This window comes from Stenotrophomonas beteli (genome assembly GCF_001431665.1).
GTDB lineage: Bacteria > Pseudomonadota > Gammaproteobacteria > Xanthomonadales > Xanthomonadaceae > Stenotrophomonas > Stenotrophomonas beteli.
The window spans coordinates 72629-91644 of the sequence record NZ_LLXV01000039.1; the positions used below are offsets into that span (position 1 = coordinate 72629).

At 68.3% G+C, this 19016-nt stretch carries 17 protein-coding genes; 7 read left to right on the forward strand and 10 right to left on the reverse strand.

Going from position 1 to position 19016, the window contains the following annotated elements:
* Window positions 1-92: 92 nt before the first annotated feature.
* The gene (locus ARC23_RS10315; protein ID WP_049470953.1) at window positions 93-872 is read left to right on the forward strand and encodes an NYN domain-containing protein; all 780 of its coding nucleotides are present in this window, start codon (window positions 93-95) and stop codon (window positions 870-872) included.
* Window positions 873-983: 111 nt separating this feature from the next.
* Window positions 984-1604, forward strand: coding sequence for a glutathione S-transferase family protein (locus tag ARC23_RS10320; protein WP_057497151.1), 621 nt, complete (start codon window positions 984-986; stop codon window positions 1602-1604).
* Between the two features lie 96 nt (window positions 1605-1700).
* On the opposite strand, the gene ARC23_RS10325 is transcribed toward ARC23_RS10320, so the two are convergent.
* Window positions 1701-3878, reverse strand: coding sequence for a primosomal protein N' (locus tag ARC23_RS10325; RefSeq protein WP_057497200.1), 2178 nt, complete (start codon window positions 3876-3878; stop codon window positions 1701-1703).
* A gap of 414 nt (window positions 3879-4292) precedes the next feature.
* On the opposite strand from ARC23_RS10325, the gene ARC23_RS10330 reads away from it, so the two are divergent.
* From ARC23_RS10330 to sppA, 4 genes are all read left to right on the forward strand, one after another.
* Complete coding sequence (locus tag ARC23_RS10330) at window positions 4293-5297, forward strand: hypothetical protein (protein WP_057497152.1); 1005 nt, start codon at window positions 4293-4295, stop codon at window positions 5295-5297.
* The gene (locus ARC23_RS10335) at window positions 5290-5865 is read left to right on the forward strand and encodes a DUF3106 domain-containing protein (RefSeq protein WP_057497153.1); all 576 of its coding nucleotides are present in this window, start codon (window positions 5290-5292) and stop codon (window positions 5863-5865) included. The genes ARC23_RS10330 and ARC23_RS10335 overlap by 8 nt, the downstream gene beginning before the upstream one ends.
* Window positions 5866-6064: 199 nt before the next feature.
* Window positions 6065-7429 (forward strand): MATE family efflux transporter, encoded by a 1365-nt coding sequence (locus tag ARC23_RS10340; RefSeq protein ID WP_057497154.1) that lies wholly within the window; start codon window positions 6065-6067, stop codon window positions 7427-7429.
* Between the two features lie 114 nt (window positions 7430-7543).
* Window positions 7544-9466 carry a signal peptide peptidase SppA gene (sppA, locus tag ARC23_RS10345; RefSeq protein ID WP_057497155.1) on the forward strand — a complete coding sequence of 641 codons (1923 nt, stop codon included), beginning with the start codon at window positions 7544-7546 and terminating at the stop codon, window positions 9464-9466.
* Window positions 9467-9565: 99 nt separating this feature from the next.
* Here the strand turns inward: sppA and ARC23_RS10350 are convergent, their stop codons facing one another.
* Window positions 9566-9778: a hypothetical protein gene (locus ARC23_RS10350; RefSeq protein WP_057497156.1), complete on the reverse strand. Its 213-nt coding sequence runs from the start codon at window positions 9776-9778 to the stop codon at window positions 9566-9568.
* 111 nt (window positions 9779-9889) lie between these two features.
* Between ARC23_RS10350 and ARC23_RS10355 the strand changes: the two genes are divergently transcribed.
* The gene (locus tag ARC23_RS10355) at window positions 9890-10666 is read left to right on the forward strand and encodes an SDR family oxidoreductase (RefSeq protein WP_057497157.1); all 777 of its coding nucleotides are present in this window, start codon (window positions 9890-9892) and stop codon (window positions 10664-10666) included.
* Between the two features lie 29 nt (window positions 10667-10695).
* Here ARC23_RS10355 and ARC23_RS10360 read toward each other — a convergent pair whose 3' ends face one another.
* The 8 genes from ARC23_RS10360 to dprA form a co-directional block, all read right to left on the reverse strand.
* Complete coding sequence (locus ARC23_RS10360) at window positions 10696-11421, reverse strand: hypothetical protein (RefSeq protein ID WP_057497158.1); 726 nt, start codon at window positions 11419-11421, stop codon at window positions 10696-10698.
* A gap of 22 nt (window positions 11422-11443) precedes the next feature.
* A complete protein-coding gene (locus ARC23_RS10365) occupies window positions 11444-12133 on the reverse strand; it encodes a DUF4124 domain-containing protein (RefSeq protein WP_057497159.1) in 690 nt (229 codons plus the stop codon).
* A 43-nt stretch (window positions 12134-12176) separates the two neighbouring features.
* Window positions 12177-12737: a Sua5/YciO/YrdC/YwlC family protein gene (locus ARC23_RS10370; protein WP_057497160.1), complete on the reverse strand. Its 561-nt coding sequence runs from the start codon at window positions 12735-12737 to the stop codon at window positions 12177-12179.
* Between the two features lie 159 nt (window positions 12738-12896).
* Entirely contained in the window at window positions 12897-15383 is a 2487-nt protein-coding gene (locus ARC23_RS10375; protein ID WP_057497161.1) for a DNA topoisomerase I, read from the reverse strand.
* Between the two features lie 193 nt (window positions 15384-15576).
* Window positions 15577-16509 (reverse strand): RDD family protein, encoded by a 933-nt coding sequence (locus tag ARC23_RS10380; protein WP_057497162.1) that lies wholly within the window; start codon window positions 16507-16509, stop codon window positions 15577-15579.
* Window positions 16510-16558: 49 nt separating this feature from the next.
* Window positions 16559-17311: a pilin gene (locus tag ARC23_RS10385; protein WP_057497163.1), complete on the reverse strand. Its 753-nt coding sequence runs from the start codon at window positions 17309-17311 to the stop codon at window positions 16559-16561.
* Window positions 17312-17350: 39 nt separating this feature from the next.
* Entirely contained in the window at window positions 17351-17824 is a 474-nt protein-coding gene (locus ARC23_RS10390) for a DUF494 family protein (protein WP_057497164.1), read from the reverse strand.
* 43 nt (window positions 17825-17867) lie between these two features.
* Complete coding sequence (gene dprA, locus ARC23_RS10395; RefSeq protein WP_057497165.1) at window positions 17868-18995, reverse strand: DNA-processing protein DprA; 1128 nt, start codon at window positions 18993-18995, stop codon at window positions 17868-17870.
* Between the last annotated feature and the right edge of the window lie 21 nt (window positions 18996-19016).

Here is a 19016-nt window from a genome sequence, read left to right on the forward strand (position 1 = left end):
CGCCTGGCATCTTCGCACGCCGGCCGCCTGTCACGTCAGCGCCCGCATGGATCGGCGATACTCGGGTTCAGGCAACCGCCCGCGAGGAATCCATGAGCGAACCGGAAAAGCGCATCGCCCTGTTGATCGACGCCGACAATGCGCCGGCCTCGAAGATCGACGAGGTCCTGGCCGAAGTGGCGCGCTATGGCGTGGCCAACGTGCGTCGTGCCTATGGCAACTGGAAGAGCCCGCGCTTGAAGGGCTGGGAAGCGGTGCTGCACGAGTATGCAATCCGCCCGATCCAGCAGTTCGCCTACAGCAAGGGCAAGAATGCTTCGGACATGGCGATGGTGATCGATGCCATGGACCTGCTGTACGCGCGCAACCTGGATGGATTTGCCATCGTTTCCAGCGACGCCGATTTCACCCCGATGGTGATGCGGCTGCTGACCGATGGCGTGAAGGTGTATGGCTTCGGCGAGAAGAAAACGCCGGAACCGTTCGTCAACGCGTGTTCGAAATTCACCTATCTGGAGGCGCTGGGCCAGACCCACGCCAGTGTCCCGGATGCCGAGCAGGCATCGAGCGAACAGGCCTCGAACGAGCCGGTGGCCAACGACGATGCACGCCCGCGCAAAAGCGGTGCGGAGATGCGCAGCGACACGCGGCTGGTCAAGATGCTGCGCCGCGCGGTGTCCGCGGCCGAGGGCGAGGATGGCTGGTCGCACCTGGGGCCGGTCGGCAGCCAGATCGGCAACCAGGCCTCGTTCGATCCGCGCAATTACGGCTACGGCAAACTCAGTGACCTGCTGGCGGCCATTGGCCTGTTCGAGCTGAAGAAGGATGGCAAATCGTCCTACGTGCGCGCGCTGCCGAAGAAGAACCGGTAGCGCCGGCCGCTGGCCGGCATGCTCCAGATGACAGATCCCGCACCCGGCACGCACATCACCAACCGATCAGGCGTATCGTTGCCGCTCGCATTGCCAGCAAGGAAAACCCGCATGTTGAAGATCTGGGGCCGTCGCAATTCCAGCAACGTCCGCAAGGTGCTGTGGTGTGCCGAGGAGATCGGCCTGCCGTACGAATCCATCGAAGTCGGCGGCAGCCATGGCGGCACACAGTCACCCGAGTACGTGGCGATGAACCCGAACGGCCTGGTGCCGGTGATCGAGGATCACGGCCTGCCGCTGTGGGAGTCGAACACCATCGTGCGCTACCTGAGCGCACGCTATGCGCTGGGCACGTTGTACGCCGAAGACCCGATGGAGCGTGCGCAGGCCGAGAAGTGGATGGACTGGAGCACCTCGCGGATGGCGCCGCTGTACTCCGAACTGATCTGGGGCATCATGCGCACCGCCCCGGCCGACCGTGACGAGGCGCGCATCAATGCCGCGATCGTGCGAGCCGGTGATTACCTGGCGATGGCCGACGCCACCCTGGCCACGCAGCCGTGGTTGTCGGGCGAGAGGTTCGCGATGGGTGACATCCCGCTCGGCTCGCTGATCTATGCCTGGTTCGAACTGCCGATCCAGCGTCCGGAACTGCCGCACCTGGCCGACTGGTACGCCCGTCTTCGCGAGCGCCCCGCCTACCAGCGCGGCGTGATGTCGCCGCTGACGTAAGCGAAAGCGTCCGGGGTCAGAGCCCTTTTCTGCGAAAAGGGATCCGACCCCAGGGCATCGGGGTCGGATCCCACCCGGCGGGTGGGCTCTGACCCCTCAATAAAGATCCGTCGGATCCACATCCAGCGACCAGCGCACCTTGCGCGCTTCCGGCAGCGCGTACAGCTGCGGCACCAGCTGCGCCAGTACGCCATGCAGCGGTGGCCGCTGCTGCGCCGACAGCAACAGCTGCGTGCGCTGGTAACCGGCACGGCGCGGCATCGGCGCCGGCATCGGCCCATACGCCTCGACCGTGTCCTGTTCGCCCAGCAGCTGCCGTGCCGCCAGCAGGAAGGCGTTGGCATGCTCGACCTGCTGCGCTTCGGCACGCATCAGCGCCAGGTGCGCAAACGGCGGAAATCCCGCGGCCTGGCGCTGGTTCAATTCGGCCTGCGCGAACGGGTGGTAGCCACCGCTGACCAGTGTTTCCAGCAGCGGGTGCCCGGGATGATGGGTCTGCAGCCAGACCTCGCCCGGGTCGCGCGCGCGGCCGGCGCGCCCGGCGACCTGGATCAGCTGCTGGGCCAGTTTCTCGCTGGCGCGGAAGTCGGCCGAGAACAGGCCTTCGTCGATGCCCACCACCACCACCAGGGTCAGCTTGGGCAGGTCGTGGCCCTTGGCCAGGATCTGCGTACCGACCAGGATGCCGGGCTGGTCGCCCAGTTTCGCCAGCTGCTGCTCCAGTGCATCGCGGCGCGACGTGGTGCCGCGGTCGATGCGGACCACCGGGAAGTCGGCGAAGGCTGCGGTGAGATGTTCTTCCAGGCGCTCGGTGCCGATGCCCTGCGGTTGCAGCGCCAGGCTCCCGCACGCGGGGCATGCCAGCGGCGCCGGTTGCCGCGCGCCGCAGTGATGGCACTGCAGGCGACGACCGCCGCCATGCACGGTCATCGGCGCATCGCAGCGCTGGCATGGCGCGGTCCAGCCGCAGTCGTGGCACAGCAGTACCGGCGCGTAGCCGCGGCGGTTCTTGAACACCAGCACCTGCTGTCCGCGCTTGAGGTGTTCGCCGATGCCGGCCAGCACATCGGCCGAGAGGCCGTCATGCAGTGGCCGCTTGCGTACATCCAGAATGCGCACGCGCGGGGGCCGTGCATCACCGGCGCGCTGCTTCAGGCGCAGGTGGGTGTAACGCCCGGCATAGGCGTTGTGCAGGGTTTCCAGCGAAGGCGTGGCGCTGCCCAGCAGTACCGGGACGCCCAGCGCCTTGGCCCGCACCAGGGCGAAATCGCGCGCGTGGTAGCGGATGCCGTCCTGCTGCTTGTAGCTGCCGTCGTGTTCCTCGTCGACGATCAACAGGCCAGCCTGCGGCAATGGGGTGAACACCGCCGAGCGCGTACCGACGATCACCCGTGCTTCGCCGCGTGAGGCCGCTGCCCAGACGCGCGCGCGCTCGTTGTCGTTCAGGCCTGAATGCAGCGCATGCACCGCAATGCCGAGGCGACCACGGAAGCGCGCCAGGGTCTGCGGGGTGAGGCCGATTTCCGGTACCAGCACCAGCGCCTGCTTGCCTTGCGCCAGGCAGTGGATGATCGCCTGCAGGTAGACCTCGGTCTTGCCACTGCCGGTCACGCCGTCCAGCAGGAACGGCTGGAAACCTTCGGCGGCGTTGATCGATGCCACCGCTTCGGCCTGGTCCGGGTTGAGTGTGGGGCCGGGCAGCGGTTGCGCATGCTGCGGTGCCACGCTGAGGGCGACGCGCTCGGCCAGTTCGCGCTTGGCCAGGCTGCGCGCGGCGGTGCGCCAGTCCTGCATGCGTTCGCCCAGCACGTCCTCATCGACGATAGCCTCGGCCAGCAGCTCGGCCAATTGCCGGGGGCGGCTGCCGGCGCGCAGCGTGTCGCGCTGTGCGCGGCCCGCAGCGGTCAGCTGCCAGCCCCAGTGATGGGTGTCGGGCAGCGGTTCGCCATGACGCAGCGGACCGGGCAGGGCGGTATTCACCACTTCGCCCAGCGGCGCATGGGTATAGCGTGCCAGCCACTGCAGGCTCTGCCACAGCTCGCCCTGCAGCAGCGGCTGAGCGTCGCACCAGGCCAGCGCCTGGCGCAGGCCCTGGCCGTCGTCGCTGTGGCTGTGCCCGGCGACCACACCGACCAGTTCACGGTTGCCGAACGGCACCTTCAGGCGGCAACCGACGGCCACCTCCGGATCACCTCCCTGTGGAGACAGGTAGTCGAACAGGCGGGGCAGCGGGACGGGCAGGGCGACCTGCAGAGTCGGAATGGGGGCAAACATCGGGCCAGTGTAACGGGCCATGCGCACACGGATGGCAGGCGCCGGAGGCGGTCGAGCGCGGCCCGGGCAATCATAAATGTCACCTAAATATCGGTGTCCATTGGAGATTCAGTCTTATCCACACGTTCTGTGGATAACGTTGTGCGTTACCGGTCGACGGGCGCGTGCGAGGCCGATGGCGACAGCCTTGCCCTTGGGTTGGTCAAAAAATCGCCACACATTAAAAGGTATTTAAATCAGTAAGTTAGGTGTGAAACATTGCTGAAACAGAGTGAATTCAGCTGTAGACCCCAGTTTTCCGCGCGGGGGGCGTGGTGCTGTGCACAACCTGCAGCACGAAGCAGCTGTTGGCGCAAGTCCTGCCGGGCGCCAATGGGCTGCCGCTATCATGCCGGCAGACCTTTGGAGTGACCGATGACGGCTGTGCCTGCCCCTGTTTCCTCGACCGCGGCCGGCGCGCTGGCGGCGTTCCTGCGCGGCGTCGAGCGCCGTGCCCTGGTGGTGGCCGAGCTGCAGTGCGGCGATGCCGCCCGAGCCGAGCAGACCCTGGTGGCAGTGATGCGTGCCTTCGCCGCCGTGGCCAGTGATCTGCCGATGGCGCAATGGCCGACCCGCTTCTGGACCCTGCTGGGCCAGCGCCAAGCCCTGCGTGAGCCGGTGGGCGGGCAGTGGCTGCCGCCGTTGGCAGCGCTGGGCGAGATGGCGCCCCTGCCGCGACTGGCCCTGTTGTTGCGGGTGGGCGGCAGCCTGGACGAGGGCATTGCCATGCGCGTACTCGACCAGGACCAGGCGGGTTACCAGCATCTGCTGGCCGATGCCTGCCCGCGTGATGCGCACGGCCAGCCCGATGCCTCGGCCTGGCGCCAGCTGGCCGAACAGGTACAGGGGCGGATCCGGGATCTGCCGGCCAAGCGCCTGCAGCAGCTGCAGCAGCCGGCGGCACCGGTGGCCAGCACTGAAGCCGCCACGACCAGTTGGCGCGCACCGCAGCGTGATGAACGTGCGCCCGCCCAGGGCAAGCGGCGGCGTCCCACTGCCAAGCCGCGCTGGCGCGGCCCGCTGATCCTGCTGGTGACCGTGGCCGTGCTGCTGGTTGCCGCCCTCGGCTGGCGCCACTGGCAGGGCCGTTCGTCCGGCAGTGATGCGGCGTTGCCGGAAGGGGTGGTCGCTGAGGCCGGTCCGGTCACGGTGGAAGCGCTGCCGCCGAGCACCGTCAATGCCCCGCCGGCGGCGAGCCCGGCCCAGGCCGCGGACGACGCGACGATGCTGGGCGACCGCGACTACCCGCTGGTCGCCGACGCCGATCTGTATGCGTGGACGGCTGCCGGCGGACCGTTGCCGGTGGACGAATCGCAATCCAAGCCGAGCCGGCCGGAGCCGGCCAGCACCACGCTGGAAACCACCGCCGCCGATGAATAAGCCCGTGTTCGCCAGCCTGCTGCTGGCCCTGCCGTTGTCGCTCTCGGCCGCTCCACAGAGCGTGAACGTGCCGCTGCCGGCACCGTCGCCGGCCGCCCCGGTTGCGACGCCGCCATCGGCCGCTGCGCCATCAGCCTTTGCCCAGCTCGATGCGCAGCAGCAGCGCCAGCGTCGCGCCGACTATGCGGCCTGGCGTGCATTGCCGGAAGGCGAGCGCGAGCGCATCCGCCAGGCGGCTGCGCGTTTCAATGCGCTGCCGGCCGACCAGCAGCAGCGTCTGCGCCAACAGTTCCAGGCACAGGACCAGGCCTTCCGCGACGGCTGGCGGCTCGGCCCGCAACTGGGTCTGGAGTTTCCCAAGCTGCACGGGCTGTTCGGGTTCGTGCCGCCGGAGCAGCGGGAGACCGCACTGGCCGTGCTGCGCCAGCTCAGCCCGGCGCAGCTGGCGCAGCTGACCCTGGTCGCGCAGCGCACGCCACCCCAGGAACGCGACGCAGTGCGCAGCGCCTTCCTCGCGGTGCCCGCCGCCGAGCGTGACACCTGGCTCAAGCGCCAGGCCGGCCAGTAAAAAGGGGACGGAGGGGATTAAGTCGTATCAGGCCAGTCAGTGCCGAATGCGACTTAATCCCCTCCGTCCCCTTTTGCGGGCTGGAACCCAGCATTCACGCCGTGTCATGGGAATACCCGCGCTGCGCGCGTAAGATGACCGGCCGCAAACCCGGTGCCTGTGCCCTTCGCGCGCAACCGTAGTTCGCGTCAAGCACCTTATGTCTACTGCAACCTCCACGCCGCGCTTCAGCAAGGAAGTCGGCGCCACCGGTCTGCTCGCCCTGCCGCTTGTGCTGGGCCACGTATCCACCGGTCTGATCTCCTTCGTCGACAACGTGATTGCCGGCCACCACGCCACGGCGACCCTGGCCGCGGTGACCATCGGTACCGCACTGTTGTGGCTGCCGATGCTGATCCCGATCGGCACGCTCATCTCGCTTACCGCCTCGGTCTCGCAGCTGCATGGCGCCGGCCGCGAGCGCGAGATCGGCCCGCTGTTCCGCCAGGCGTTGTGGCTGGCGCTGGGCCTGGGCCTGATCATGTTCACCTTCCTCACCGTGGTGCCGCCGTTGCTGCCGGCATTCGGCATCGCGCCGGACATCGTGCCGGGGGCGACCGCGTTCCTGCATGCGGTGCGCTGGGGCGGGCCGGCGCTCACTCTGTACTTCTGCATGCGCTACCTGAGCGAAGGCATGCACTGGACGTTGCCGACCATGCTGCTCGGCTTCGGTGGCCTGCTGGTGCTGGCGCCAATGGGCTATGTGCTGGCCAACGGCAAGCTGGGCTTCCCGGAACTGGGCGCCGAAGGCCTGGGCATCGCCTCGGCGGTGATGATGTGGCTGCAGGCGATCGCGTTTGCCACCTACCTGTGGTGCACCAAGCGCTTCGCCCACCTGCAGCTGTTCTCGCATTTCGAAGGCCCGCGCTGGAAGGCGATCTGGGACCTGCTGCGTACCGGCCTGCCGATCGGCATCACCGTGCTGATGGAAGGCGGTCTGTTCATCGTCACCGCGCTGCTGATCGGCCGCCTCGGTGCCAACGAAGCGGCCGCACACCAGATCGCGATCAACGTCGCGCAGCTGTGCTTCATGATCCCGATGGGCGTGGCCGAGGCTACCACCGTGCGCGTCGGCCATGCCGTCGGCCGTGGCGATGGCTTTGGCGTGCGCCGTGCGGCGTGGGCCGGCTACGCGATCATCATGGGTACGCAGACGCTGTCGGCGGCGGTGCTGCTGTTCGGCCACGACGCCATCGTCGGGGTTTACACCAACGATCTGGCAGTGGCTGGCCTGGCCTCGACGCTGCTGCTGTATGCGGCGACCTTCCAGTTCCCCGATGGCATCCAGGTGCTCTCGGCCGGCGCGTTGCGCGGCCTGAAGGACACCCGCGTGCCGATGTTCATTGCCATGTTCGCGTACTGGGGCCTGGGCATGCCGCTCGGTGCCGGGCTCGGCCTGGGCCTGGGCATGGGCCCGCAGGGCATGTGGATCGGCCTGATCGTCGGGCTGACCGCCGCTGCCATCCTGATGGGCTGGCGCCTGCGCCGCAGCAGCCTGCGCATCGGCCAGTCGATGCTGTCCTGACCTTCCGTGCCCGCCCCACCTCTGTGGCGGGCGATCCCCTGACTTGTGTCCGATGCCGCATCACGCGGCACCGGCTATGCTGGTACCACGGCAAGAAGCCATCCGGAGTGTTCCATGAATCAACCCGTGCCCCCGCTGCCCCCGGCGCGTCGCAACCCCGTCGCCAGTTTCTTCATCGGGCTGTGGGACGTCATGAACTTCACCCGCCGGTTGATCCTCAACCTGGTGTTCTTCGGCCTGCTGTTCCTGCTGCTGGTGATGTTCATCGTCGCCGCCGGCATGGGCGCCGGAGCCAGCAAATCGCTGCAGGACCGGACCACCCTGGTGATCGCGCCGGAAGGGCGCCTGGTCGAGCAGTTCAGCGCTGATCCGGTCAGCCGCGCGCTGGCCAAGGCAGTGGGTGACAACAGTGCCGAAGAGATCCAGCTGCGCGACCTGCTGCGGGTGATCGAGTCGGCCAAGGAAGACAAGAAGATCGAGCGGGTGGTGCTGGAGCTGGACAAGCTGCAGCCGTCCGGCTTTGCCTCGCTGCGCGAGGTGGCCGCAGCATTGCAGGACCTGCGCGCCTCGGGCAAGCAGCTGGTGGCCTACAGCGAGAGCATGGGCCAGTCGCAGTACCTGCTGGCCGCGCAGGCGGACGAGGTCTACCTGGACCCGATGGGCTCGGTGGTGCTGGAAGGCCTGGGTCGTTATCGCCAGTACTTCCGCACCGGCCTGCAGGACAAGCTGGGCGTGGACGTGCACCTGTTCAAGGTGGGCGAGTACAAGTCCGCGGCCGAGCCGTACGTGCTCGACGCCGCCTCCCCGGCCTCCAAGGAAGCCGACCTGTTCTGGATGAACGATGTGTGGCAGCGCTACCTGGGTGACATCGCCAAGGCGCGCCGCCTGGACCCGGCTCAGCTGGCCGCAGGCATCGACACGCTGCCCGAAGGCGTCGCCGCCGCCGGTGGCGATCTGGCCAAGTTCGCGCTGCAGCAGAAGCTGGTGACCGCGCTGAAGACCCGCGAGGACTTCGAGAATCTGATGATCGAGCGCGGCGTGGCCGATGACGATGCCGACGGCGGTTTCCGCAATGTCGATTTCGGCGGCTACCTGGCACTGCTCGACGCGCGTCGCAACCCGGTGGACTCGCGTCCGCAGGTGGCCGTGGTGGTCGCCGCTGGCGAAATCAGCGGCGGTGACCTGCCGGCCGGCCGCATCGGTGGCGAGTCGACCTCGGCGCTGCTGCGTGCCGCGCGTGACGACGAGAACGTCAAGTCGGTGGTGCTGCGCGTGAACTCTCCGGGTGGCGAAGTCTTCGCCTCCGAGCAGATCCGCCGTGAAGTGGTGGCCCTGCAGGCCGCCGGCAAGCCGGTGGTGGTATCGATGGGTGACCTGGCCGCATCGGGCGGTTACTGGATCAGCATGAATGCCGACCGCATCTACGCCGATCCGTCGACCATCACCGGATCGATCGGCATCTTCGGCATGATTCCCAACTTCAGCCGCGCGCTGGACAAGATCGGCGTGCACACCGACGGTGTCGGCACCACCCGCTTTGCCGGCGCGTTCGATGTCACCCGCCCGATGGATCCGGCCGTTGGCCAGGTCATCCAGTCGGTGATCAACAAGGGCTACGCCGATTTCACCGGCCGGGTCGCCGAGGCCCGCAAGAAGCCGGTCGAGGCCATCGATGAAGTGGCCCGTGGCCGCGTGTGGAGCGGTGCCCAGGCCAAGGAGCGCGGCCTGGTCGACGCCTTCGGTGGCTTGAAGGATGCCGTGGCCGATGCGGCCAGCCGCGCCAAGCTCGGCAAGGCCGACGCCTACCGCGTGCGCTACATCGAGAAGGCGGCCACGCCGTTCGCGCAGTTCGTCAGCGGTTTCGCCGGCAGCCGTGCCGGTGCGTGGATGCTGTCCGACTCGGGCATGGCGCGGATGATGCTGGCACGTACGATGCCGGAAGTGGACACGCAGCTGCGCTTCGTCGAGAACGCGGCCCGCGAGAAGGGCAACGGTGCGCCGGTGAAGGCGCTGGCGTACTGCTTCTGCGGGTTCTGACCGGCCACGCGACCGAATGAAAACGCCCGGCTTCGGCCGGGCGTTTTTCGTTCATGGGGTCGGATCCCGTTGCAGCGCAAAGGGCCCTGGCTCCCCGGATCATTGCATCGCGTCGGCCTCGGCCTTGCGCTCACGCGCGGCGGCATCGTCCACGGTTTTCTGCACGTCCTTGGCGCGGTCCAGCGGCTCGTTGATCGCGTGCGACATCGCTTTCGGCACCGGTGGCTGTTCCGGGTTCGGTGCGGGCGGGCGCTGGCAGGCACACAGCAGCACGGCAGCCAGCAGGGGCGTGGACAGGTTCAGGATGCGCATGGCGGCACTCCGGGACGGGCGTGCGTGCAGTGTCGCATCCCCGGCAGGGCGCCGCCGTGAGCGCGTATCCTTGCGGCATCGAAATGCAGTGGGCACGGCCCCGGAGGACACATGACCCAGCAACGGTGGCGCCTGGACGGCCAGACGGCCCTGATCACCGGTGCCAGCGCCGGCATCGGCCTGGCCATCGCGCATGAACTGGCCGGCTTTGGCGCTGACCTGATGATCGTCGGGCGCGATATCGACATGCTGGAGACCGCGCGCGACGAACTGCTGGACGTGCATCCGCAGATGCAGGTGCATGCGCTGGCCGCCGATGTCTCCGATGACGAAGACCGCCGGCAGATTCTGGACTGGGTGGAAGACCATAGCGATGGCCTGCATATCCTGGTCAACAACGCCGGCGGCAACATCACCCGGCCTGCGACCGAGTACTCCGAGGACGAATGGCGCAACATCTTCGAGACCAACCTGTTCTCGGCGTTCGAACTGTCGCGCTACGCGCATCCGCTGCTGGCACGCCACGCCGCATCGTCCATCGTCAACGTCGGCAGCGTGTCCGGCCTGACCCACGTGCGCAGCGGCGTGGTCTACGGCATGACCAAGGCGGCCATGCACCAGATGACCCGCAACCTGGCCGTCGAGTGGGCCGAGGATGGCATCCGGGTCAATGCGGTGGCGCCGTGGTACATCCGCACGCGGCGCACGTCCGGCCCGCTGTCGGACCCGGACTACTACGAGGAAGTGATCAACCGCACGCCGATGCGCCGCATCGGTGAGCCGGAGGAAGTCGCTGCGGCCGTGGGCTTCCTGTGCCTGCCGGCAGCCAGCTATGTCACCGGCGAGTGCATCGCCGTGGATGGTGGATTCCTGCGCTACGGGTTCTGATCTTCCAGCGGCCGGCACTACCGGGGCTGTCACCCCGGTACCGGGCAGCTGCTGGCCTCCAGCACGCCCTGCAGCCGCTCGCGTTCACCGCGCGCGGTATCCCGGTTCTCCGGCGCGGCGAAGCGCTCGCGGCCGCGTGCGTCGCGGAAGCGCTGCTGCCAGCTGCCACAGCGCTGTGCCTCGGGGACCTCCTCGCAGGTGTCGCGTACCACTTCGCAGCTGGCCGCATTGACCGGCGTTGCACCGCCCAGGCCCTGTACGGTCATCAGTTCGCAGCGTGCCGGCGAGGGCTCGTATTCGTGCAGGTAGCCGCCGCCCTGGCTGTCGCTGCACTGGAAGATCGGGGGCAGGGGCGGCTTCGACGGCCCGTCGCTGGCGGCACGCGCATCGGCATCGTGACGCAGCGCCGCACTGTCGAGGATCTGATCGCCGCCCTCGGCATCCACCATGCCGGCTTCCATGATCGTGCGCCCTTCGTCCGCGCGCCGTGGCGCGGTCGGGGGCGCAGTGGATCCGCTCGCGCCGGGCACGGCGGCCGGCGTGGAATCCTGTACCGGTGAGGGCTCAATCACGGCCGGTTCGGCGCTGGCCGGCGCGGGCATGCGAAGGATCTGCTGCTGGCTGCCGGCAGGGCAGGGCGTACGTTGCAGGGTCGGAACATCGCTGCTGCTGGAAGTGCAGCGGTAGATGACGCCTTCTTCGGCCAGTGCAGCGCCGGGCAACATTGCCAGGGCCAGCCAGATCAGTCTGTTCATGCGCACAGCGTACAGGCTGCGCTCAGCGCTCGCAGTCCTGCGACAGGCGTGCGTCGATGCCACGCTGTTCGGTGCTGATGGTGGTGCGTTCGCTCTGCAGCGCACTGTTGTAGCGACGGTCCAGTTCCCAGCGGCGGTCACGCAGGCGCGCGCACACTTCCTGCTGCGGCAGGGCGTGGCAGGTGTCGCGCACCAGCACGCTGCCGGCCGGTATCTCCACGCCGACACCGACCGTGGGCGGGCGATACCCGGCGCCTCCGCCGATGGGCCGCCCCACCGGTCCACCGATGGCCGGGCGCGGGCCGGGATGACCGCCGCCCGGGTACCCATGCGGCAGCCAGATGCTGGTCCACAACGGAACCCAGCGCGGATTGCCCTCGTTGCTGTCGCTGGTGTAGCGCCGGCCGTCGTCGCTCACGCATTCGTACATCGGCTGCGGCGGCTGGATATAGACGTGGCGCACTTCGCGCTCGCGGATGGCTGGCGTTGCGCTGGGCGGCGGCGGTGCGTCGCTGCTGGCCACCCTCGGCAGCGGATCGCGCGGACGCTGCAGGTCGCGGACTTCCTGGCGCCCGTTGCTGCAGGGTTTGTCCTGCAGGGCCACCGCGCCGTTGCTGGCCACGCAGCGGTACACGCGCACGTCGTCGGCTGCTGGCGCTGCGCTCCATGGCAGCAGCAGGCACAGGCCCAGGACGGTGCGTGTCAGGTTCATGGCAGCAGGGTGCGGGATTGTCCGGGACCGTGCAATCGTCGGCTCAGGAGCGCAGCACGTTGCCGCTGAGCGCATCGCGGATCGGCGTCGGCTGGGCCAGGCCGCCGGTCTGGCCATCAAGCACGCCATCGAGCAGGCGCAGCAGGCGCCGATCGAGCTCGGCGCGGCTGCGGGCCGGCGGCTCTCCGGCCAGGTTGGCGCTGGTGGACACCAGCGGCCCCCCCCAGGCGCGGCACAGGGCGGCCACCAGCGGGTGCGCGCTGATGCGCACGGCGATGCCGCTGTGCTCGCCGGTCACCCAGGGCTGCGCCCGCGGACCGGCCGGCAGGATCCAGGTGTTGGCGCCGGGCCAGCTGGCCAGCACGGCGCGTTGGCGGGCGTCGGGCAGCGCCTGCAGGCGCACCCAGCCTTCCAGCTGCGGCAGGTCGGCAGCGACCAGGATCATGCCTTTCTCGATGGGTCGCTGCTTCAGCCGCAGCACAATGTGCACCGCTGCTTCGTGCGAGGGATCGCAGCCCAGGCCCCAGACCGCCTCGGTCGGGTAGGCGATCACGCCGCCGGTACGGAGCGTGGCGACAGCGGAGTCCAGGGTGAGTTCTTTCATGACGGCAACCAGGCCCGACGTGGGCCTTCATTATCCCCCTGCTGCGTGCAGATGGGGTGGACCCTGGCCCGGAAGTGCCGGCCGCTGGCCGGCATCTGATGCGTCCGGGTGTCGCCGGCCAGCGGCCGGCACTACCCCTCATCCACGCATGGCGTGAAACTACTTCGCCTTCTTGACGGCCTTCTTGACGGCCTTCTTGGCCGGGGCCTTCTTCGCGGCCGCCTTCTTCACCGCCTTCTTGGCCGGTGCCTTCTTGGCTGCGGCCTTCTTCGGTGCTGCTTCCTTCTTCACCGCTGCCTTCTTGGCCGGTGCCTTCTTCGCTGCGGCCTTCTTGGCGCCAAAGCCCTTGCGCACCGGCTTGCCGGTTTCTTCCATCAGCTGCTGCACCTCGGCCAGGGTCAGCGATGCCGGCTCGCGATCCTTGGGGATCTTGCCGTTCATCCTGCCGTCGCTGATGTACGGGCCGAAGCGACCGTTCAGCACCTGGATGTCGCTGCCTTCGAATTCCTTGATGATCCGGTTGCGCGCGATCTCTTCCTTCTCTTCCACCAGGAACACGGCGCGGGCCAGGTCGATGGTGTACGGGTCATCTTCCTTCTTCAGCGAGGCGTAGGTGCTGCCGCGCTTGGCGAACGGCCCGAAGCGGCCGATGCCGACGCTGACCGGTTCGCCCTTGTCCTCACCCAGTGCACGTGGCATCAGGAACAGTTCCAGCGCGTCCTCCAGGGAGATGGTGTGCATCGACTGGCCGGGGCGCAGCGAGGCGAACTTGGGCTTCTCCTCGGCGTCCTCGGCGGTGCTGCCGATGGCCGCGTACGGTCCGAAACGGCCCAGGCGCACGCTGACCGGCTTGCCGGTCTTGGGATCGGTGCCGAGCTCGCGGGCGCCACTGGCTTCGGCGCGGTCGACCGATTCCTTCTTGTCTTCCACCAGTTCCTTGAACGGCTCCCAGAAGCGGGCCATCAGCGGAATCCACTCTTCTTCGCCCCGCGAGACGGCGTCGAGCTCGTCCTCAAGCTTGGCGGTGAAGTCGTAGTCCACGTACTGGGTGAAGTGGCTGGACAGGAACTTGGACACCGCGCGGCCAACGTCGGACGGGCGGAAGCTGCGGCCTTCCATTTCCACATACTTGCGGAACAGCAGGGTCTGGATGATCGAGGCGTAGGTCGAGGGACGGCCGATGCCGTACTCTTCCAGCGCCTTCACCAGCGCCGCTTCGGTGTAGCGCGGCGGCGGCTGGGTGAAATGCTGTTCGGCCAGGATGCGTTCCAGCGGGATGCGGTCGCCGGGCTTCATCGCAGGCAGCTTGCGGCCTTCGTCTTCGTCCTCTGCGCTCTTGCTGTCCTTGCCTTCCTCGTACACGGCCAGGAAGCCGGGCACGACCACCGTGGTGCCGCTGGCACGGAACACGTGCTCGCTGCCGGCGGACAGGTCCACACTGACGGTGTTGAGCGTGGCCGGGATCATCTGGCAGGCGACAGCGCGCTTCCAGATCAGCTCGTACAGGCGGCGCTCGTCGTCGGTGAGGAAGCGGGCGACCTGGGCCGGGGTGCGCAGGGCCGAGGTCGGGCGCACCGCTTCGTGCGCTTCCTGGGCGTTCTTCGACTTGGTCTGGTAGGTGTTGGGCTGGTCCGGCAGCGAGGCGATGCCGTAATCGCGGGCGATGACGTCGCGGATCTCGGCCAGCGCATCCTGCGACAGGTTCACCGAGTCGGTACGCATGTACGAGATCAGGCCGACCGTGCCTTCGTCACCGATCGCCACGCCTTCGTACAGCTTCTGCGCCACCTGCATGGTCTTGCGGGTGGTGAAGCCGAGCTTGCGCGAGGCCTCCTGCTGCAGGGTGGAGGTGGTGAACGGCGGTGCCGGGCGGCGCTTGCGCTCCTTGCTGGCCACGTCGGTGACATGCAGCGAGCCCTGCGCGGCCTGCTGGATGCGCAGGCGGGCGGCCTCGGCGGTGTCGCCGTCGGTGATGGTGAACTGCTCGAACTTCTGCCCGTCCAGCTTGACCAGCTTGGCATTGAAGTGCTGCGACGGGTGCGCGCATTCGGCGCCGATGGACCAGTACTCGCGGGCGATGAAGGCTTCGATCTCCTCCTCGCGCTCGACGATCATGCGCAGCGCCGGGCTCTGCACGCGGCCGGCGGACAGGCCACGCTGCACCTTGCGCCACAGCACCGGGGACAGGTTGAAACCGACCAGATAGTCCAGCGCGCGACGCGCCTGCTGGGCGTCGACCAGGTCACTGGCGATGGCGCGCGGCTGGCTGATCGCTTCCTTGATGGCGCGCGGGGTGATCTCGGTGAACACCACGCGCTGCATCGGCTTGTCCTTGACCAGCCCGCGTTCCTTCAGGATCTCGGCGATGTGCCAGCTGATCGCCTCACCCTCGCGGTCCGGGTCGGTCGCCAGCAGGATGTCATCGGCGCCCTTGGCGGCCTTGGCGATCGCATCGACGTGTTTCTCGTTCTTGTCGATGACGTCGTAGTGCATGGCGAACCCGTTGTCCGGGTCGACCGCGCCTTCCTTCGGGATCAGGTCACGCACGTGCCCATACGAGGCCAGGACGGTGTAGTCCTTGCCGAGGTATTTGTTGATCGTCTTGGCCTTGGCCGGCGATTCGACGATGAGCAGGTGCTTGGGCATGGCAGCAGGGTCTGTGGGGCGAACCGTGGGGAAGGGGCCGCTAGGGTGGAGCAAACGGCCGCATTAGTGAAGCGGCCACGGGCAAATCCATAAACTGAACGCCCGGTACTGTGCCGGGCGTTCAGGTTTCACCTTGTTAGAGGAATCACGCCCGGGCGGCCCCTGTCAAGCAGCCAGGCGTGAGGATGGCCGTTCAGGAGGCCATCTTGGCGATGAAGCCGACCGCGAATACCAGCAGGGCCAGGCCTGCCAGCGTCAGCAGGCCGGTCACCACCAGGATCGCGATGGTGACCGCGCCCAGCTCGCGCCGTTGCAGGTGCGGCTGGTCGGTGAAGGCCCAGCGATCGACCACCAGGGTGTCGCAGATCATGTCGTGCAGGCCCTGCTTGCGCTCGGTGAAGGCGGCCATCAGGAAGCCGATGCCCAGGATCAGGCTGCTCAGCACTGCCGCCCAGTAGCGACCAAAGGCGCGACCCTTGGTCAGGCGCTCGCCGTTGCTGCGCACGACCTTGATGCCGACCGCCATCTTGCCCAGCGTGGCGCCGCCCTGCGAGGCATGGAACCAGGTGTAATACGCCATGCCGATGCCGAGGTTGATCAGCGCGCTGGCCAGCTGCGCGACGATTTCGATGGCGGTGTCGCCGCCGCCGAACGCACCCATGCTGGCGCCCAGCACGACACCGATGATGGCACCGATGATGCCGCCGGGAATGGCCAGCACGAAGTAGTCGATCATGTAGGCGGCCACGCGCTTCCAGAAGCCGGCGTAGACCACTTCGCCACCGGCGATCGGCTGGGCGTGGCTGCTGCCGCCGGCGGCCGCAGGGGCGCTGTAGGGCGAGCTGCTGAGGGCGCCGGTGCCGGGCAGGGGCGCGGTGCCGTTGTCGATGGCGGCATAGTCGCCGCGCAGGTCGAAGCCGCCACTGGCGGCCGTTGTGCTGGCATCGGCCAGGGTCTGCAGGCCGAGTTCGTCGACCACCTGGCGCAGCGCGGCCCATTGCGCCATGCCCTCGCGCCAGACCAGCGTGTCCAGGGTCAGTTGCCCGCGCTGGAAGCGCTGGCGGATCTCCTGCACCGGCAGGGGGCCCTGGCGGTGCTGTCCTTCGGCGTAGTACCACTCGGTCATTGCATGTTCCCTGTTGGATCGTCCTTGGAAGTGCCGCCGTGCGTGTGGTTCAACCGCGGCACGACGGCGGCAGGTACTTGTTGTCGCTCTCGCCGCTGCATTCCCAGCGGCCGCTGTCGCGGTCGTATTCCAGCCACAGCAGATCGCCGTCGATCTGCTTGCCCGGCGCGGCCAGCGTGGCTTCGATGCCGCAATGGCCGTTGTTGAAGCGGCCGATGTGCACGGCCGACAGGCCGGCCTGGGTGAAGTCGCCCGGGGCCGGGAAGCCGGCGTCGTTGGCACCGGGGCAACGGCCTTCGTCATCGGCGAAGTGCTGCACCTGGTCCTTCAACGGGTGCAGCGCATCGGCCGCGGCGGCGACCTTGGCACGTACGGTGTACTCGTTGTAGGCCGGCAGCGCGATCGCCGCCAGAATGGCCATGATCGGCACCAGCACCAGCAGCAATCCACCACCGATGATGGCGGTGAGCGCGCAGCCGGAGAGCTTCTTCTTCGGCGGCGGCAGCACGCCGGCTGCGGCGGACGTGGCGGCATAGGGGGTGGCCGGCGGCAGCACCGGTGGCTGCGGCGGCGCGGGTTCCGGTGTGGGATCGGGCGCCAGCGATGGCGTTGCCGCGTCCAGTGCCGACACGATCAGGCCGAGCTCGTCGACGACGCTGCGCAACGGCTGCCATTGCGGCAGGCCGTCGCGCCAGACCAGGGTGTCCAGGGTGATCTGGTTGTTGCGGAACAACTCCACCACCTGTTCCGCCGGCAGCGGACCCTGCTGCCGGTTGCCTTCTGCATGGAACCACTCGCTCACGGGGACGCTCCTGAATGCGCTATGCCCCCAAGTGTACGGTCAGTGCAGGGGTTCTGGCTCGTCCATGAACATCTGCGTTTCCATCCAGGCGTAGGCTGCCTCGGAGCCGGGCTGGTTGAACAGCACCATCAGCACGACCCATTTCAGGTCGTCCAGGTCCAGTTCGTCCTGGTCCAGGGCCATTGCCCGGTCCAGCACCAGCTCGCGCTGGTCGGCGTCGAGGATGCCGTGCTGTTCCAGATACAGCAGGAAACCGCGGCATTCCACGTCAAGCTTGTCCAGCTCGGGGCCATGGTAGACGCGCACAGGGCCGTCGACCCGGGCCTGGGCCATGCTCGGCCGCTGCGCGGCCAGGGCGTCGAGCCAGTCGAACGCCTTGTTGATCTCGGTTGGGCTGAAACCGGCCTGGATCAGGCCGTTCTGGAGCGAATCGCGGTCACGGATCAGGTCCGCATCTTCGCTGAAATAGTGTTCAAACAGGTACAGCAGTACATCCAGGATGCTCTCTTTCATTGCCCCTCGGCCTGCGTCGCGCGACGCTGTGGAGGTGAAGAAACTAGGGAGTTCGACAGTAGCGGCCGTGTACGCACACCACGATTCCCGCCAGTTCCATGGCCAGCAGCATGGAGGACACCTGTGGCGCCGTCAATCCACAGCGCGTGATCAGTGAATCCATACCGCTTGGGTTGTGGTCCAGGGCCCGCCACAAGCACTGGTAGTCCGGGTCGTTCGCCCAGCGCGCCGGCAGGAGCGCCGGCGGTGCCTGTTCAGTGGGGGTGGCCAGCCGCGATTGCAAGCCCGGCAGCTGTTGGCGCAGGGCGGGGGCCAGCAGTTCCAGCACGTCCTCGGGACGCTCGACCAGCGCGGCGCCGTCGCGGATCAGGCGGTGACAGCCCGCCGCACGTGGGTTGAGCACCGAGCCGGGCAGTGCGCAGACCTCGCGGCCGGCCTCGGCGGCCAGCCGCGCGGTGATCAGCGCGCCCGAGCGCTGTGCGGCTTCGACCACCACCGTGGCCATTGCCAGCCCGGCCACCAGCCGGTTGCGCGCCGGGAAGTGGCCGGGGCGTGCGGGCGTGCCGGGCAGGTACTCGCTGAGCACCACGCCGTCGGCGGCGATCCGCGCCTGCAACCGGGCATGGCTGTCCGGATAGGCCCGGTCCGGTCCCGTGCCGATCACCGCCACGGTACAGCCACCGGCGTCCAGCGTAGCCTGGTGAGCCGCGGCATCGATGCCGGCCGCCAGCCCGCTGGTCACCGCCAGGCCGGCCTCGACGAAGCACCCGGCAAAGCGGGCCGCCAGCGCGCGGCCGCCCGGCGTTGGCGAGCGGCTGCCGACCAGCGCCACCGACGGGCGCCAGGCCAGGCTGGGATCGCCGGCCATGAACAGGGCCAGCGGTGGATTGGGCACCTCCAGCAGCGGCGGTGGAAAGGCGGGGTCGGTGCAGGCCAGCAGATGATGGTGGTCGTGCGCCAGCCAGCGCAGGGTGGCTGCCTGGGCCCTGGGGTCGGGATGTTGCAGGGCCGCGCACTGGGTTGGCGTGCAGCCGTGCGTGCGCCATCCGGCCGGTCCCAGTGCGAGGGCCGCTGCGGCATCACCGGCGCTGCGCAGCAATGCCTGCCGTGGCGCCAATGCGCCCCCCGCCATCAACAGGCGCAGCAGCGCCTCATCTGCATGATCGGTCATTCCCCCACTATCGGCCGCACG

Excerpts from the sequence above, each read along its gene's own strand:
- ARC23_RS10315 (WP_049470953.1), top strand. The coding sequence starts at position 93 with ATGAGCGAACCGGAAAAGCGCATCGCCCTGTTGATCGACGCCGACAAT.
- ARC23_RS10320 (WP_057497151.1), top strand. The coding sequence starts at position 984 with ATGTTGAAGATCTGGGGCCGTCGCAATTCCAGCAACGTCCGCAAGGTG.
- ARC23_RS10325 (WP_057497200.1), bottom strand. The coding sequence starts at position 3,878 with ATGTTTGCCCCCATTCCGACTCTGCAGGTCGCCCTGCCCGTCCCGCTG.
- ARC23_RS10330 (WP_057497152.1), top strand. The coding sequence starts at position 4,293 with ATGACGGCTGTGCCTGCCCCTGTTTCCTCGACCGCGGCCGGCGCGCTG.
- ARC23_RS10335 (WP_057497153.1), top strand. The coding sequence starts at position 5,290 with ATGAATAAGCCCGTGTTCGCCAGCCTGCTGCTGGCCCTGCCGTTGTCG.
- ARC23_RS10340 (WP_057497154.1), top strand. The coding sequence starts at position 6,065 with ATGTCTACTGCAACCTCCACGCCGCGCTTCAGCAAGGAAGTCGGCGCC.
- sppA (WP_057497155.1), top strand. The coding sequence starts at position 7,544 with ATGAATCAACCCGTGCCCCCGCTGCCCCCGGCGCGTCGCAACCCCGTC.
- ARC23_RS10350 (WP_057497156.1), bottom strand. The coding sequence starts at position 9,778 with ATGCGCATCCTGAACCTGTCCACGCCCCTGCTGGCTGCCGTGCTGCTG.
- ARC23_RS10355 (WP_057497157.1), top strand. The coding sequence starts at position 9,890 with ATGACCCAGCAACGGTGGCGCCTGGACGGCCAGACGGCCCTGATCACC.
- ARC23_RS10360 (WP_057497158.1), bottom strand. The coding sequence starts at position 11,421 with ATGAACAGACTGATCTGGCTGGCCCTGGCAATGTTGCCCGGCGCTGCA.
- ARC23_RS10365 (WP_057497159.1), bottom strand. The coding sequence starts at position 12,133 with ATGAACCTGACACGCACCGTCCTGGGCCTGTGCCTGCTGCTGCCATGG.
- ARC23_RS10370 (WP_057497160.1), bottom strand. The coding sequence starts at position 12,737 with ATGAAAGAACTCACCCTGGACTCCGCTGTCGCCACGCTCCGTACCGGC.
- ARC23_RS10375 (WP_057497161.1), bottom strand. The coding sequence starts at position 15,383 with ATGCCCAAGCACCTGCTCATCGTCGAATCGCCGGCCAAGGCCAAGACG.
- ARC23_RS10380 (WP_057497162.1), bottom strand. The coding sequence starts at position 16,509 with ATGACCGAGTGGTACTACGCCGAAGGACAGCACCGCCAGGGCCCCCTG.
- ARC23_RS10390 (WP_057497164.1), bottom strand. The coding sequence starts at position 17,824 with ATGAAAGAGAGCATCCTGGATGTACTGCTGTACCTGTTTGAACACTAT.
- dprA (WP_057497165.1), bottom strand. The coding sequence starts at position 18,995 with ATGACCGATCATGCAGATGAGGCGCTGCTGCGCCTGTTGATGGCGGGG.